Origin of the sequence: Streptomyces albidoflavus (assembly GCF_000719955.1) — a bacterium.
Classification (GTDB): Bacteria; Actinomycetota; Actinomycetes; order Streptomycetales; family Streptomycetaceae; genus Streptomyces; species Streptomyces albidoflavus.
In genome coordinates this window covers 407,882-423,037 of sequence record NZ_JOII01000006.1, presented here as the reverse complement: position 1 = coordinate 423,037, position 15,156 = coordinate 407,882, and the positions used below count along the sequence as shown (strand labels likewise).

At 75.3% G+C, this 15,156-nt stretch carries 14 protein-coding genes and 1 riboswitch; of the genes, 8 read left to right on the top strand and 6 right to left on the bottom strand.

What is annotated here, in order from left to right:
- The first annotated feature begins 5 nt into the window (after nt 1–5).
- A complete protein-coding gene (locus IF45_RS0109690) occupies nt 6–1,301 on the top strand; it encodes a glycosyltransferase 87 family protein (protein WP_030306813.1) in 1,296 nt (431 codons plus the stop codon).
- Here the strand turns inward: IF45_RS0109690 and IF45_RS0109685 are convergent.
- The 5 genes from IF45_RS0109685 to IF45_RS0109665 all read right to left on the bottom strand — a co-directional run bounded on the left by IF45_RS0109685 (nt 1,258) and on the right by IF45_RS0109665 (nt 6,823).
- Nucleotides 1,258–2,442, bottom strand: coding sequence for a hypothetical protein (locus tag IF45_RS0109685; protein ID WP_030306811.1), 1,185 nt, complete (start codon nt 2,440–2,442; stop codon nt 1,258–1,260). The genes IF45_RS0109690 and IF45_RS0109685 overlap by 44 nt on opposite strands.
- A 39-nt stretch (nt 2,443–2,481) precedes the next feature.
- On the bottom strand, nt 2,482–3,510 hold the full coding sequence (locus IF45_RS0109680; protein ID WP_030306809.1) for a C40 family peptidase: 1,029 nt from the start codon (nt 3,508–3,510) through the stop codon (nt 2,482–2,484).
- Nucleotides 3,511–3,804: 294 nt separating this feature from the next.
- Nucleotides 3,805–4,833: a C40 family peptidase gene (locus tag IF45_RS0109675; protein WP_008415127.1), complete on the bottom strand. Its 1,029-nt coding sequence runs from the start codon at nt 4,831–4,833 to the stop codon at nt 3,805–3,807.
- A gap of 336 nt (nt 4,834–5,169) precedes the next feature.
- On the bottom strand, nt 5,170–6,549 hold the full coding sequence (locus IF45_RS0109670; RefSeq protein WP_003947632.1) for an NYN domain-containing protein: 1,380 nt from the start codon (nt 6,547–6,549) through the stop codon (nt 5,170–5,172).
- Between the two features lie 34 nt (nt 6,550–6,583).
- Nucleotides 6,584–6,823: a hypothetical protein gene (locus tag IF45_RS0109665; RefSeq protein ID WP_003947634.1), complete on the bottom strand. Its 240-nt coding sequence runs from the start codon at nt 6,821–6,823 to the stop codon at nt 6,584–6,586.
- A gap of 225 nt (nt 6,824–7,048) precedes the next feature.
- Here IF45_RS0109665 and IF45_RS0109660 point away from each other — a divergent pair, with 225 nt between their 5' ends.
- The 7 genes from IF45_RS0109660 (at nt 7,049) to IF45_RS0109630 (ending at nt 13,433) form a co-directional block, all read left to right on the top strand.
- Nucleotides 7,049–7,786 (top strand): rhomboid family intramembrane serine protease, encoded by a 738-nt coding sequence (locus IF45_RS0109660; protein WP_008415132.1) that lies wholly within the window; start codon nt 7,049–7,051, stop codon nt 7,784–7,786.
- Nucleotides 7,783–8,064: an Lrp/AsnC family transcriptional regulator gene (locus tag IF45_RS0109655; protein WP_003947636.1), complete on the top strand. Its 282-nt coding sequence runs from the start codon at nt 7,783–7,785 to the stop codon at nt 8,062–8,064. The genes IF45_RS0109660 and IF45_RS0109655 overlap by 4 nt, the downstream gene beginning before the upstream one ends.
- A 117-nt stretch (nt 8,065–8,181) precedes the next feature.
- A complete protein-coding gene (locus IF45_RS0109650) occupies nt 8,182–8,526 on the top strand; it encodes a hypothetical protein (RefSeq protein ID WP_030306807.1) in 345 nt (114 codons plus the stop codon).
- Entirely contained in the window at nt 8,513–9,985 is a 1,473-nt protein-coding gene (locus tag IF45_RS0109645; protein WP_030306805.1) for a sensor histidine kinase, read from the top strand. The genes IF45_RS0109650 and IF45_RS0109645 overlap by 14 nt, the downstream gene beginning before the upstream one ends.
- Nucleotides 9,982–10,647, top strand: a complete 666-nt coding sequence (locus IF45_RS0109640) for a response regulator transcription factor (RefSeq protein ID WP_003947639.1) — start codon at nt 9,982–9,984, stop codon at nt 10,645–10,647. Before IF45_RS0109645 ends, IF45_RS0109640 begins: the two co-directional genes overlap by 4 nt.
- Before the next feature lie 76 nt (nt 10,648–10,723).
- Nucleotides 10,724–12,136 (top strand): SLC13 family permease, encoded by a 1,413-nt coding sequence (locus tag IF45_RS0109635; protein ID WP_030306803.1) that lies wholly within the window; start codon nt 10,724–10,726, stop codon nt 12,134–12,136.
- A 55-nt stretch (nt 12,137–12,191) separates the two neighbouring features.
- Nucleotides 12,192–13,433: a glycerate kinase family protein gene (locus tag IF45_RS0109630; RefSeq protein WP_030306801.1), complete on the top strand. Its 1,242-nt coding sequence runs from the start codon at nt 12,192–12,194 to the stop codon at nt 13,431–13,433.
- Here IF45_RS0109630 and IF45_RS0109625 read toward each other — a convergent pair.
- The gene (locus IF45_RS0109625) at nt 13,394–14,758 is read right to left on the bottom strand and encodes an aminotransferase class V-fold PLP-dependent enzyme (protein WP_030306799.1); all 1,365 of its coding nucleotides are present in this window, start codon (nt 14,756–14,758) and stop codon (nt 13,394–13,396) included. The two genes, IF45_RS0109630 and IF45_RS0109625, sit on opposite strands and share 40 nt — an antisense overlap.
- 271 nt (nt 14,759–15,029) lie before the next feature.
- Nucleotides 15,030–15,146: riboswitch (SAM riboswitch) on the bottom strand.
- Nucleotides 15,147–15,156 lie beyond the last annotated feature (10 nt).

Sequence of the window (15,156 nt, the reverse complement as noted above, 5' to 3'; positions counted from 1 at the left end):
AGGAGATGACGGCGACGACGGACGCCACCGCGACGAGGGGTGCCACGGGCGGGGACCGGCCCCCGCCGACGGCGGGCGTCCTGGCCCCGGTGGCGGTCTGGGCGGCGACCCGGGCGGCGCTGCTGCTCTGCGTCCTCCAGGTCTGGGTGGTGCCGGGACCGGACGTCACGGTCGACGTCTCGGTCATCTACCGGAACTGGTACGGCGTCCTGTCCACCGGCGCCTTCCCGGCCGACGACGTGACCTGGCAGTACCCGCCCGCGGCGGCGCTGGCGATCCTCTCCCCCGCCCTGCTGCCGTTCCTGGAGTACGCGCACGCCTTCTTCGTCCTGGTGCTGCTGGCCGACGCGGTGGTCCTCACACTGCTGCTGCGCGCCTCGCACGGCCCGGACCGCTCGCGGCGCGGGGTGTGGGTCTGGGTGGCCGGGGTGGTGCTGCTCGGCCCGACGGCGTACGCGCGCTACGACCTGATGGTGGCGGCGGTCGCGGTGGCGGCGCTGGTGGCCGGGGTGGGCCGGCCCCGGCTCATGGGGGCGCTGGTGGCGTTCGGGGCGCTGCTGAAGGTGTGGCCGGCGCTGCTGCTGATCGGGGTGGCGCGGGGCGCGGTGCGGCGGGTCTGGGTGTCGGCGGCGGTGACCGGCGCGGTGGTGCTGGCGGCGTTCGCAGTCGCGATGCCGAACGCGCTGGTCTTCCTGACGGCCCAGCGCGACCGGGGCACCGAGGTGGAGTCGCTGGGGGCGCTGGTCTTCCATGTGGCGCGGTACTTCGGCTGGCAGGGCGAGGTCCAGCTGCACTACGGCTCGCTGGAGTTCCTGGGCCCGGGGGTGGCCGGGGTGAGCCTGGCGGCGCAGCTGCTGTCGGTGGTGGCGCTGGGGTGGCTGGTGTACTGGCGGCTGCGGGCGCGGGTGTTCGCGGCGGGCACGACGGCCGACGCGGCGTTCACGGCGGTGCTGCTCTTCACCACGACGAGCCGGGTGATCAGCCCGCAGTACCTGCTGTGGTTGGTGGCGCTGGCGGCGGTCTGCCTGCTCTTCGCCGGGAGCGGGATGACGCGGCCCGCCGTGCTGGTGGTGGCCGCCTCGGCGGTGACGGTGCTGGAGTTCCCGGTCTTCTTCGGCGACGTGGTGGGCAGCACGCCGCTGGGGGTGGGGGTGATGCTGGTCCGCAACGGCCTGCTGGTGGCGGCCTGCCTGCTGGCGGGCCGGGCGCTGTGGCGCCGTACGGTGCCCGGCGCGGCCGGTGCCACGCCGGAGGGGCTCAGCCCAGCTTCTCCCGGAGGTACGCCCGCCAGGCAGCCGTGAACTCCGCCCGGGTGGTGCCCAGCACCTCGCGGAAGGCGGCCTGCCCGCCGCGGGTCCCGGCGGCCCGGTAGAAGGCGCGCAGCCGCTCCTCGCCCCACCGGTCGGCGAGCAGGCGGCAGGCGAGCCAGCCGCCCTCGTAGGCCCGGTCCAGCGCGCCGCTGTCCCCGTCGAAGGCGAAGGCGGCGTCGTCCGGGAGGGCGCGCGGCACCTCACCCCGGGCCACGGCGGCGGTCAGCGCGGGCGCGGCGGCGGCGAGGGGGCGCGGGGCGGCCCGGTGCGCGGCCAGGTCGGCGAAGCCCTCGGAGAGCCAGAGCGGGGTGGCGGGGCCGGTCACGCTCCGGGTGGCGACGTGCACGGTCTCGTGGGTGAGGACGAACTGCTTCCCCCGGGCGTCCAGTTCGCGGTACGCCTCGGGGTTGACGACGATCCGGTCGGCCGGGGTGCCGGGCTCGGGCGATCCGGTGGTGACGGCGGCGACGCCCCGGTAGGCGTCGGGCTCCCCGCCGAGCAGCGCGGCGGTCCCGGCCAGCGAGCCGGGGACGAGGACGACGACCCGGCGGGGCCAGTCGCCGCCCCAGGCCTCGTCGGCGACGGGTACGGCCCGCTCGGCGAGCCGGGCGAACGCCGCCAGCTCCCCGGCGCTCCCGGTGCCGAGGACCAGCCCCCAGCTTCCCCGCCGGGCGCGGACGGGGCCCTGGTCCCAGAGGAGCTGGGCGGCGCCCGGCGCGGCCTCTTCGGAGCGGACCCGCCAGCGGCCCTCGTGGCGGACGAGGGCGAGGAGGCGCCGGGCGGTGGCGGGCGCCGGGTCCTCGCCCCGCAGGCGGTACCGCAGGGTGGCCTCGACGGTGGCGGTCGCGTCACCGGCCCGGACCCCGGTGACCCGGTACGCCCAGCCCGCGAGCGGGACCCCGGCGAGCCGGGCCCAGAGGCTGTCCTGTCCGGTGCCGCCGGTGCTGGTGGCGCTCCAGGCGGCGGGGTCGCGCTCCCGCAGGGCGGCGGCGCGCCGGCCGAGCAGGGCGGCGGCCGCCGCCTGGCCGGGCGGGGGCGGGCCGGAGGCGGGGGCGCACCCCGCCGCCAGCAGTGCGGCGAGCCCGAGGCGGGCCGCCCGGCGCCGCCCGGGGAGGCCCTGGGCTTCGGTCACGGTCGCCGATCGTACGGGCCGCGCGGACCCGGCCCGTGGTCAGACCCGGGTGACGGAGGCGATCGGCATCATGCCGACCGGGTCGTAGCGGACCGAGGCGCCCGGGTAGGGGGCGTGGATGACCTGGCCGTTGCCGACGTACATGCCGACGTGGCTGGCGTCGGCGCGGTAGGTGACGAGGTCGCCGGGGCGGGCCTGGGAGAGCGGCACGTGCTGTCCGGCGTTCCGCTGGGCCTGCGAGGTGCGCGGGAGTCCGACGCCCGCCTGGGCGTAGGCCCACTGCATGAGGCCGGAGCAGTCGAAGCCGCCGGGGCCGTTGGCGCCCCAGACGTAGGGCTTGCCCAGGGCGCGCTGGGCGGCGGCCACGGCGGTGCCGGCGCGGCCGGAGAGGGCGATGCCGCCGAGGTCGGGCCGGGCGGACCGGGAGGCGCGCCGGTCGTGGGCGTCGCGCTCGCCGTCGGGCAGGGCCGCGAGCAGGGCGCGGGCGCGGGCCAGTTTGGCCTCGACGGTCCGCTTGTGGCGGGCGGTGGCGGCCCGGCTGCGGGTGAGTTCGGCGAGGGTGGCGGCGGCCTCGGCGCGCTCCTGGGTGAGCAGTCGCTGGGCCTGGGTGAGGCGGTTGAGTTCACCGGCCCGGCGCAGGCTGATCCGGTCCAGGGTGGCGGCCTTCTCCAGGTACTGCTCGGGGTCGGCGGAGAAGATCAGCTCCAGCGCCGGGTCGACGCCGCCGCTGCGGTACTGGGCCCCGGCGAGCGCGCCGAGGGCGCCGCGCATGGTGTTGACCCGGTCCTGGCCGCGTGCCACCCGGTCCTGGGTGCGGCGGAGTTCGGCGCGCAGGGCGCCGGTGCGCTCGTCGGCCTTGTTGAAGGCCTCGGTGGCCCGCTCGGCCTCGGTGAGCAGCCGCTCCACGGAGGCCCGGGTGGCGGCCGGCTCGGGCTTGGCCTCGGCCGGGGCGGCGCCGCCGAGCGTGGCGGCCGCGGTGGCCGCCGCCGCGGACAGCGCGGTGGCGGCGGTCACGCCTCGGGCGTGGCGTGCGGTGTGCGACGTACCGGTGTGTCGGTGGGACCCCACTGGAAGCCGTTCTCCCCTCCGCTGAAGTCTCCCCCGGCCTTGGCGGGGAAGTGCGCGGCAGACAGTAGCGGGGCGATCACCCGTGCTCCAACGACCTCGGGTGGGGCAAATCGGGGCGTTGTGCCACATCCGCAGGTCACCGGCGGAGTCGCGGGGCGACACGAGCCACGGGGATTCCCTCGTTCGGGCGGTGTCGGCCGGGGGTGGCGCGGGGAGGGCCGGACGGGTGCGAACGGCCGCGAGCCGGAGGGGTCCTGGCCCCTCCGGCTCGCGCGTGTCCGTGGTGTCCGTGCGTCAGATACGGACGCCGAACATGTACGGCATGTTGTTGATCGACTCGTAGCGCACGTTGGCGCCGGGCTTCGGGGCGTGCAGCACCTGGCCGTTGCCCGCGTAGAAGCCGACGTGGTGCAGGTCGCTGTAGAAGATGACCAGGTCGCCGGGCTTGAGGGCGCTCTGCGAGCCGATCCGGGTGCCGGCGTTGGCCTGGTCCTGCGACATGCGCGGGATGGTGTAGCCGGCCTGCGCGAAGGCCCAGGAGGTGAGGCCCGAGCAGTCGAAGGAGTTGGGTCCGGTGGCGCCCCAGACGTAGGGCGTGCCGACCTTGGACTTGGCGGCGGCCAGGGCGGCGGCACCGCGGTTCGAGGCGGGGACGGCGTCCCCGAGCTCCACACGGTCACCGGCGGAGCGGCTGGCGCGCTCCTCCTCCTGCTGGAGCTCGGCGCGCTCGGCGGCGGTGAGGCTGTTGAGGAGCTTCTGCGCGTCGGCGAGCTTCCCCTGGACCTTCTTCTTCTTGTCGCCGAGTTCCTTGCGGGTGTCGCTGAGGTCCTGGAGCTTGGCCTGGGCCTCCTGGCGCTGCTGCGCGAGGTCGCGCTGCTTGGCCTGGATCTTCTTGACGCCCTCGGCCTGCTTGGAGCTGAGCTGGTCGAGCGCGGACGCCTTGTCCAGGTAGTCGTCCGGGTCGGCGGAGAGGAAGAGCTGCAGCGAGGGGTCGATGCCGCCGGTGCGGTACTGGGCGCTGGCGGCCGAACCGAGCGCCTGGCGCAGCTCGTTCAGCTCCTCCTGGCCACGGGCGACCTTGTCCTGGAGGTTGCCTATCTGGCCCTCCAGCTTGTCCTGCTTCTCCTTGGCGCCGTTGTACTTCTCGGACGCCTTCTCGGCCTCCTCGTACAGCTTGTCGACCTTCGCCTTGACCTCCGTCTTGGACGGCTTGGGGTCGGCGTGCGCGGTCTGGGAGGTGAGTGCCACGGCAGCGGCGGCGGTCGCGGTGAGCACGGTCACGCGGGTGCGGCTCGGCTGCTTGGGTCGACGGTGGGACGCCACGAAGGCGAGCTCCTTCTTCCTTCAGCCGCCTACCGACGAACCCGGTGGGCGGGTACCTCCGCTGTCACCCCGGGTGGGTGATCAACCGATCGGAGGTTCGGGCCGACCTTAGTGACCTCCTTGTGATCAGTTCAAATCCTGTGAGGAAAAATCTCGGCCACATCCTGGCTTCGTTGCGAAGAATCCACGGTCAGTCATGGGAGGTTGACAGGGCGTCGCGTGAAGGAGCTGTCAAAGTCGGTCATTTGCGCCCGACTGCCACTTGGCCGACTTACGGGATACCGACGGAAGTTGGCGGTACTCGGCGCCACCCCGGCCGCACCGCCCCCGCCACCCTCAGCCGCGCGAGAGCCGCTTGAGGAGGACCACGGAGGCGACCGGCCGGGCCCCCGCCGCCGCGATCCCGTCGGCCACCTCGCGGTCGGTGGAGACCACGGTCACCGGACGCCCCTCCGGCTCGGCCCGCACCAGCTGGCGGATCAGCTCGTCGGCGGTCACCCCCGGCTTGCTGAAGAGGACCCGTACCCCGCGCGGCGGCGCCAGCAGCACCGGCGCGGCCAGTTCGGCGCCGTCGAAGACGCAGGTGACCTCGGCGCCGGTCTGCGCCGCCAGCGCCGAGAGGCCGCCGAGCAGCCGCAGCCGCTGCTTCTCCAGCGGCATCGTGGGATAGCCGGTCTTGGTGACGTTGTAGCCGTCGACCACCAGATGGGCCTGGGGCAGCGCCAGCAACTGGTCGAGCACGGCCGGGTCGTGCTCGGAGAGGGCGCGGGCCGCGATGTCCTTCGGCGTCATCCGGCCCGGCTCCACCGCGTCCACGGTGTCGGCCGGGTGGATACCGGCGGGCGGCAGCGCCAGTTCCCTGCGCAGCCCCTGGGAGGCCTCCAGCACGGTGTCGAGGAGGAGCCGGACCCGCATGTCCTCGATGCTGCGCCCTTCGCGGGCCGCCTTGCGGCTGGCCTCCAGCGCCGCCTCGGACTCGGCCAGCCGGGCCTTGAGCCGACGGCTCTCGCTGTCGGCGGCGGAGAGCTGGGCGGCGGTCTCGGCGCGTACCTCCTCGGTGCGGGCCTCGGCCTTGCGGACGGCGGCCTCGCCGCGCTTGATGTCGCTGTGGGCGCTGCGCAGCTTGCGGTGGAGGGCGTCGGCCTGCTTGCGCGCCTGGTCGAGTTCGGCGCGCAGCCGCTCGGTCTCGGTACGGACCTGGGCGCGGGCCGCGTCGCGCTCCTCGCGAAGCCGGGCCACCTCGGCGCGGGCGCGCTCGCCGCCGCGCTCGGCGTCGGCGCGCTGGGCCTCCTCGCCGCCGGCGGTGACCAGCTTGACCCAGCCGGCCGGGCGCAGCACGTAGGCAGCGGCGGCCACGTCGAGCGGGTCGGCGGCGGGCGGGGCGGTGCCGGCCTCCAGGGCGGCGGCCAGCTCGGCCTGGTTCTCCCGCAGCCGCTCGCCGACGCGCTGGCGGAAGAGCGGCTCGTGCTCCAGGGCGGCGGCCAGCGCGTTCCCGGCGAACTTGACGCGGCGGCTGGGGGTGAACCGGGCGTACTGCCGCAGCGGTGCGGGCAGTTCGCTCGGGGTGAGGGAGCCGAACCCCTCGGAGGCGAGGGCGATGACCCGGTGGCGTACGGGCTCCGGCAGGGGGCGGTCGAGGCATTCGTCCGCCGTCTCGCCGCCTTCGGGGCCGTCCGCTCCCGAGGTGGAGCCGGCGGGCCGCGCACCGTCCGTCATCGAGTCACCCCATCGCCGTGCGGGTGCCGCTCCCTCAGGAGCCGGCGCCCGGCCTGTCCACCAGTTCGATCTGGTCCACCGCGTTGCACCAGCGGCAGCGGACCGAGTCGATCGTCTCACTGACGACCTCGGTCTCCTCGACGTTCGGCACTCCGGCCAGGTCGAGGTGGACGTACTCGACGACCTTGGAGGAGCGGGTCACGTCGAAGCGCGTGAGGTTGCCGCAGAGCGTGCAGCGCCAGCGGGTCTCGGTGGTGGGCTGGGGAACCGTCATCGTGGCTGTCCTTGGTGTCACTCGGTGTCGCTACTGCTTCTGCCGCGACCACGCTGTCGCCTGCGCTGGTGTCGTCGCCACCACGTGGCGCCACCGCGACCGGGTCGCGGTACGTCCGTGCCGCCTGACGCCGCAACCCTACGGCCTGGCGGGCCGCCCGTGGGCCGCCCAGGGCACCGGCGAGGCGGTATGCGTGGTTTGCGCCGGTTACGCCATGATCTGAACATGATCGTGACACGGTTCGGCTCCCTGCGGACGGCGGCCCGGCGGCTGGCGGGGCGCGGCCACCCCGTCACGTACGGCCTGATCGCCCTCTGCGCGATCGTCTTCCTGCTCGGTCCGGTCTCCGGGTTCACCACCGCGTACGGCACGGGCGAGCGGCTGGTCGCGGCGCAGTACGCCTACTACGACCGCTGGGGGGTGATCCCCGCCGAGCTGTTCCGGGGGCGGGCCGAGGAGGCGCTGACCCCGCTGACGGCGCTCTTCGTGCACGGGGGCTGGCTGCACCTGCTCGGCAACCTGCTCTTCCTGCACGTCTTCGGCGGGATGCTGGAGGAGCGGATGGGCCCGGTCCGCTACCTGCTCTTCTATCTGGGCTGCGGCTACCTGGCGCTGCTCGGCTACGCGGCGGCCTTCGCCGACTCCGCCCAGCCCCTGGTGGGGGCCTCCGGGGCGATCTCGGCGGTGCTCGGCGCCTTCCTCCACGTGCTGCCCAAGGCACGGGTCACCACGCTGCTGCCCTTCCTCCTCTTCCTCCCGGTACGGGTACCGGCCTGGGTGGTGCTGCCGTTCTGGGCGGCGCTCCAGTGGATCGCGGCCCGGCGCGGCGGCGAGGGCCCGGGCGTGGCCTATCTGGCGCACCTGATCGGATTCGCGCTGGGGTTCCTGTATGCGTGGACCCGTTCGGGGTCGCTTAGAGTGAGGACCCCAGCGACGGCCACCGAGGGAGACAGCAAACCGTGATCACCGCGATCGTGCTCATCAAGACCAGCGTGGACCGCATTCCCGAGATCGCCGAGGCCATCGCCGCACTGGACAACGTCAGCGAGGTGTTCTCGGTGACCGGCACCTACGACCTGATCGCCATGGTGCGCGTGCCCCGCCACGACGACCTGGCCGACGTCATCCCCGGCCGGATCAGCAAGATCGAGGGCGTCGAGGGCACCGACACCCACGTGGCGTTCCGCACCTACTCCCAGCACGACCTCGAGGCCGCCTTCGCCATCGGCCTCGACAGCTGACCTCCGGCGCGGCGGCCGGCCCACCGCCGGCCGCGCGCACCGGGGTGGCGGCGAAGATGAAGAAACCCTCATCCGGCCTTCATCCCCGGCGACGGGTGGCCCCGGCAGGCTGCGGGCATGGCCTTCTCCCACCGGGTGGCGACCCTCGCCGCCGTCGTCGCGATACCGCTGGCCATCGCGGCGACCAGCTTCGCGCTCACCGACAGCCCCGACCCGCCCGCGCCGCCGGCCCGGGTGGAGATGGAGAGCGGCTCGCCCTCCTCCGGCCCCTCGGGCACGCCGGAGAGCGGCGGCCCCTCCCCCTCCGCCGAGGACGGCCGCGATGACGGCGGCGCCCCCTCCGCCCGGCCCTCCGGCTCCCCCTCCCCGAGCGGCTCGGGCGACGACGGGGACGACGACCGGGACGACATCGGACCCGACCGCGACGACGACCGGGACGACCGCGACGGTGACGACGGCTGACTCCGTCCCGCACCGGATATCCGCCCGGGTCCGCATCCTGCTCTGGCTGCTGGTCGTCATGGCCGTCGCCCTGGCGGCGGTGGCCGCGACGACCCGGTCCATCCTGCTGCGGGACGTCGACCACCGGGTGGAGCGCCTCCTCGCCCAGGAGACGGGCGAGTTCACCGCCTTCTTCGAACGCGGCGTGGACCCCTCCACCGGCACCCGCTTCCGCGACCCGGAACGGCTCCTGCGGGTCTTCCTGGAACGCCAGTACGCCGACCCGGGCGAGGAGTTGATCGGCCTGGTCGGCCGCACCGGCGGCCGGGGCCCGGCCCAGCTCACCCAGGGCCGCGAGATACCCGTCCGGCTGCCGCTGCACCGGGACGCCGACGCGCGGGCCGCCGTCCTCGCCTCCCCGCACCGCTCCGGCACGCTGGACCGGCCCGAGGGCGAGATCCGCTGGGCCAAGGTGCGGGTGGTCCCCGGCGGCGGCTCCCCGGAGGCGGCCTTCGTGGTCGCCTTCCATCCCGAGCGGGAGCGGGAGGAGGCGGACACCGTCTTCCAGATCCTGCTCGCCATCTCGGCCGTCGCCCTGCTGCTGACCTGTGGCATCGGCTGGGCCGTCGCCGGACGCATCCTGGCCCCGGTCCGGCTGGTCACCACCACCGCGGCCCAGCTCACCGAGCAGGACCTGACCCGCCGCATCCCGGTCCGCGGCCACGACGACATCGCGGCGCTGGCGGGCACCTTCAACGCCATGCTGGACCGGCTGGAGCGGGCCTTCGCCGCGCAGCGCCAGTTCGTCGACGACGCCGGGCACGAGCTGCGTACCCCCATCACCATCGTCCGGGGCCACCTGGAGCTGATGGGCGACGACCCGGCCGAGCGTGAGGAGACGGTCCGGCTGGTCACCGACGAACTCGACCGGATGAGCCGCATCGTGGAGGACCTGCTGCTCCTCGCCAAGTCCGAACGCCCCGACTTCGTCACCCCCGGCCCCGTCCGCCTCGCCGAACTCACCGCCGACGTCTACGTCAAGGCCCGCACCCTGGGCGAGCGGGACTGGGTCCTCGACGGCCACACCGACCTGCGCCCGGACCGCCCCGACGACGACCTCGTCCACCTCGACGAGCAGCGCGTCACCCAGGCCATGGTCCAGCTCGCCCAGAACGCCGTGCAGCACACCGTGCAGGGCGCCCGGATCACCGTCGGCTCCCGCACCCTCGCCGACTCCACCACGGAGCTGTACGTCGCCGACACCGGGCCCGGCGTCCAGCCGCAGGACGCCGAGGTCATCTTCGAACGGTTCCGGCGCGGCACCGCCCGGCGCGGCGCCCGGGGCAGCGGGGCCGGGCTCGGCCTCGCCATCGTCCGGGCCATCGCCGAGGGCCATCCCGGCGGCCGGGTCGAGCTGCGCTCGCCGGAGTCGGGCGGCGCCACCTTCGTCCTCGTACTGGAAAGGGCCACCACGCCGTGAACCGGATACTCATCGTCGAGGACGAGGAGCGCATCGCCTCCTTCATCGAGAAGGGGCTGCGGGCCAACGGCTTCACCACCACGGTCGCCGCCGACGGGGAGAGCGCCCACGACTACGCCCTCACCGGCGGCTTCGACCTGGTCCTGCTGGACATCGGGCTGCCGGGCCGGGACGGCTTCACCGTCCTGCGGGACCTGCGCGAGGCCCGGGTGACGGCGCCGGTGATCGTGCTGACCGCGCGGGACTCCGTACGGGACACGGTGGCCGGTCTGGAGGGCGGGGCCGACGACTGGATGACCAAGCCGTTCCGGTTCGAGGAGCTGCTGGCCCGGGTGCGGCTGCGGCTGCGCACCGCCGCCCGCGCGCCGGAGGTGACCGTCCTGCGGTGCGGCGAGGTCACCCTCGACCTGCGCACCCGGCGGGCCCGATCCGGCGAGGAGACCGTCGACCTGACGGCCCGCGAGTTCGTCCTGCTGGAACTCTTCCTGCGCCACCCCGGCCAGGTCCTCTCCCGCGAGCAGATCCTCTCCCAGGTCTGGGGGTACGACTTCGACCCGGGCTCCAACATCGTCGACGTCTACGTGCGCGCCCTGCGCCGCAAGCTCGGCGCGCACCGGATCGAGACGGTGCGCGGGATGGGGTACCGGCTGCCGCAGGGGTGATCGGGGCCGGGCCCGCATGAGACGTCCTTCATGACGGGCTCATGGGCGGCTCACCCCCGCCGCCCAGGGTGAACGGGTGACCCTGACTCTCCGCCAGGCCGCGCTGTGGTGCGCGGCGCTGAGCCTCTGCGCCCTGCTCCTCGTGCCCGGCCAGGTCCCCGGCCTGTCCGGGGAGGGGCGGCTGACGCTCGGCGTCTTCGTCCTCGCCACCGCCGCCTGGATCGCCGGCCCGGTGGACGACACCTACGTCGCGCTCGGCGCCGGGCTCGCCCTCACCGTGACCGGCGTGATCAGCAGCGACGCCCTCTTCGGCACCCTCGGGGACGACACCGTCTGGCTGCTGATCTGCGCCTTCGTGCTGGCCGCCGCGGTGGGCAGGACCGGGCTCGCGGGCCGGGCGGCGGCCTTCCTGGTGAGCGGCGCCCGCTCGGTGCGCCAGCTGGTCCACCTGACCACCGCCGCGCTGGTCGTCACCGCCTTCGCCGTCCCGGCCACCTCGGGCCGGGCCGCCCTCGCCCTGCCGGTCTTCCTGGCGCTCGCCAAGGTGCTGGGCGAGAGGCGCCGGGTGGTGGTGATGCTGGCGCTGCTCTTCCCCACCGTCATCCTGCTGTCGGCGGTGGCCACGCTGATCGGCGCCGGCGCCCACCTCATCACCGTCTCGGTGCTCTGGGAGGCCACCGGGGAACGGATCGGCTTCACCGAGTGGCTGCTGCTGGGCCTCCCCCTCGCCATCGCCTCCTCCCACCTCGCCGCCGAGGCGGTCCTGCTGACCACCACCCGGCGCGCCGACCGCGAGGGACCGGTACGGATCGGCGCGGACGACATCCAGGAGCACAGCGACTCCCCGGTGACCGGGCCCCTCTCCCCCGCCGAGGCCCGCTGCGCCCTGCTGCTCTCCACCGTGGTGGTGCTCTGGTGCAGCGAGCCCCTGCACCAAGTGCCCCCGGCGGTGGTGGCGCTGATCGGCGCGGTGGTCGCCGCCTCCCCGGCGCTGGGCACGGTCCGGCTGAAGGACGCGCTGCGCACCGTGCCCTGGTCGCTGCTGCTCTTCATGGCGGCGACGATGGCGATGGGCATCGCGCTGGCCGACTCGGGCGCGGCCCGCTGGCTGGTGGGCGGGGTGCCGCTGGACGTACCGCCGTGGGTCTTCCTCGCCGTGGTGACCGCGGTCAGCACGGCGGCCCACCTGGTCCTCCAGTCCCGCTCGGCCCGGTCCAGCGTGCTGGTGCCGCTGGTGGTGGCCGCCGCCGCGAGCGCCGGGGTCAACCCGGTCACCGCCGCCCTCGCCTCCACCGCCGCCGCCGGCTTCTGCCACACCCTGCCCGCCTCCGCGAAGCCGGTGACGCTCTTCGCGGGGATACCGGACACGCCCACGTACACCCCGCGCGACCTGCTGCGGCTCTCGGCGGTGCTCGCGCCGCTGACCGCCCTGCTGGTGCTGGCCTTCGCCCTCGCGGTGTGGCCGCTGCTCGGCGTGCCCGTCTCCTGACGGCCGCGCGCCCCTCCCCCACACCGTCCTGTCCGCCCGATTCCCGGGAGTCACCGTGCCGCAGTACCCGACCCGATTCGCCGTCGCCCCCAGCGGATTCAAGGAGTCCCTCTCCGCGCCGGACGCGGCCCGCGCCATCGCCGCCGGCATCCTCCGCGTGGTGCCCGACGCCGAGGTCGACCTGATCCCGCTGGTCGACGGCGGCGAGGGCACCGCCGAGGCCCTGGCCGAGGCGGCGGGCGGCCGGCTCCTGCCGTACACCGCCACCGGCCCCGTCGGCGCCCCGGTGCCGACCCATCTCGCCCTGCTCCCCGACTCCACGGCGGTGGTGGAGATGGCCGCCGTCGCGGGCCTCGCCCTGGTTCCCCGCACCGCCCGCGACCCCGGCCGCACCACCACCCGCGGCGTCGGCGAACTGATCACCGCCGCCCTCGACGCGGGCGCCACCCGCGTCCTGGTCGGCTGCGGCGACTCCGGTACGTCCGACGGGGGCGCGGGCGCGCTCCAGGCGCTGGGCGCCCGCCTCCTGGACGCGGACGGGCGCGAACTGGGCCCGGGAGGCGTGGAGTTGTCGCGCCTGGCACGCATCGACACGGCCGGGCTCGACCCCCGGCTGGCCCGCACCGGGATCAAGGTGGCCTGCAACCCGTACAACGTGCTGTGCGGGGAGCGCGGCGTGGCGCGGGTCTTCGGTCCGCAGAAGGGGGCCTCGCCCGAGCGGGTGGAGCAGCTGGCGGCCGGTCTGGAGCGGTGGGCGGCGGTGCTGGCCCGGGACGTGGCACCGGGCCGCTGCCGCCTCGCCGACCTGCGGCTGGACGCCGGTACGGGCGCCTCCGGCGGGCTCGGGGCGGGGCTCGCCGCCCTCGGCGCCGAACTGCGGCCCCGCTTCGAGGTGCTGCTCGGGCGGCTCGACCTGGACGCCCGGCTGGCCCGGGCCGACCTGGTGGTGACCGCCGAGGGCGCCCTCGACGCGCAGACCCCGCGCGGCAAGGTGCCCGCCGAGGTCGCGCGCCGCGCCAAGCTCTCCGGCCGCCCGGTGCTGGCACTGGCCGGGACCCTCGGCGAGGGCCACGGCCAGGTGCCGGGCGTGGACGCCTACCACAGCATCCTGCCCGCGCCGGTGGGGCTGGCGGAGGCGCTGGGCCGGGGCGCGGAGTTCCTCACCGGCGCCACCGAGCGGGCCCTGCGGATGGTCCTGCTCGGGGCGCGGCTCAGCCCGGTCGCGGCGTGCGCGGCTCCTCTCGCCGCCGCCGTCGGTCAGACGGCCGGGACCCAGCGACCGTCGACGGTGCGGTAGTCCAGGCGCGCGCCGTCGGTGAGCAGCTCGCGGACGGCGCCGAGGAACCGCTCGACGTGCTCCTCGGGCGTCCCCGCGCCGAAGCTGACCCGGACCGCGCTGAGCGCCTGTCCGTCGGTCTCCTGGGGCGCGCCGCACTCGCCGGGCTCGGTCCGCTCCGCCTCCAGCAGGGTGCGCACCAGCGGGTGGGCGCAGAAGAGGCCGTCGCGGACGCCGATGCCGTACTCGGCGGAGAGGGCGGCGGCCAGGTGCGAGCTGTGCCAGCCCTCGGCGGTGAAGGAGACCACGCCCACCCGGTCGGCGCCGGCGCCGAAGAGGCTGAGGACGCGGATGCCGGGCAGTGCGGCGAGGCCGGTCAGCAGCCGCTCCAGCAGCGCCTCCTCGCGGGCGGCCAGGTGCTCCGGTCCGGCCTCGGTGAGAGCGGTGCAGGCGGCGGCGACGGCGTAGGCGCCGATGACGTTGGGCGAGCCGGCCTCGTGCCGGGCCGCGCCGGTGTGCCAGACGACCTCCACCCCGCCGTCCTCGGCGCGGGTGACGGTCCGGCTGGCCCCGCCCCCGGCGAGGTACGGCTCGGCGGAGCGCAGCCAGTCGGCGCGTCCGGCCAGCACCCCGGAGCCGAACGGCGCGTACAGCTTGTGGCCGGAGAAGGCGACCCAGTCGACGTCCAGCTCGGCCAGCGACACGGGCCGGTGCGGGGCGAGCTGGGCGGCGTCCAGCACGATGCGGGCGCCGTGGGCGTGGGCGGCGGCGGCCAGTTCGCGGACCGGCCAGATCTCCCCGGTGACGTTGGAGGCGCCGGTGACGCAGACCAGTGCCGGGCCGTACGGCTCGCGGGCGGCGAGGGCCCGCTCCAGGGTGCGGACGGCCTCCTCGTGGCTGCGGGGCGCGTCGAGGACGGTGAGGCGGGAGGAGCGCCAGGGCAGCAGCGCGGCGTGGTGCTCGGTCTCGAAGACGAAGACCTCGCACCCCTCGGGGAGGGCGCCGGCCAGCAGGTTGAGGGAGTCGGTGGTGGAGCGGGTGAAGAGGAGCTCGTCGCCGGGGCGGCAGCCGAGGAAGGCGGCGACGGTGGCCCTGCTCTTCTCGAAGAGGTCGGTGGAGAGCTGGGAGAGGTGCCCGGCGCCCCGGTGGACGCTGCCGTAGTAGGGGGCGTAGGCGGCCACGTCGTCCCAGACCCGCTGGAGGGCGGGGGCGCTGGCGGCGTAGTCGAGGGCGGCGTAGGTGCGCTCCCCGCCGGTGGCGAGCGGGACGGTCACGTCGGCGCCCAGAACGGGCAGCGGGGCACAAATCGTCGGTTCGGCGACGGCGTGAACGGCGGTGGCGGTCATGGGTACTCCCGGAGCGGTGTGCGGCGGGGCGTGTGGCGGCGCCCGGCGGCGAGAACGGAGAAGGGTGTGCGAGGTGGGGGCAACCGCGGCCCGGGACCCGGGAGTTCCCTGGGAGGTACGGCGTCACTGCCCGGACGGCGAAGGCCGCGGGGAGGAAGGAGTAGAGAGACGCCGTGTCGGGCCGACCGGCCCTAACGCATTCGCTTGCTCACGAGAACCGCTCCCTCGAAGGACCAGGACCCCTGGACACTCGCCCCGACGGGGCGCGAGGGGTCCGCGCTTGCCGCGGACGGTCTGACCGCGGCCTGGTCTTCACCCGGGGCACCCCGCCACGGACGGAGGGTTGCCGGACAGCGGGCCGGGGCCGTAGTCGCTGTCACTCATGACCTGCCAGCATC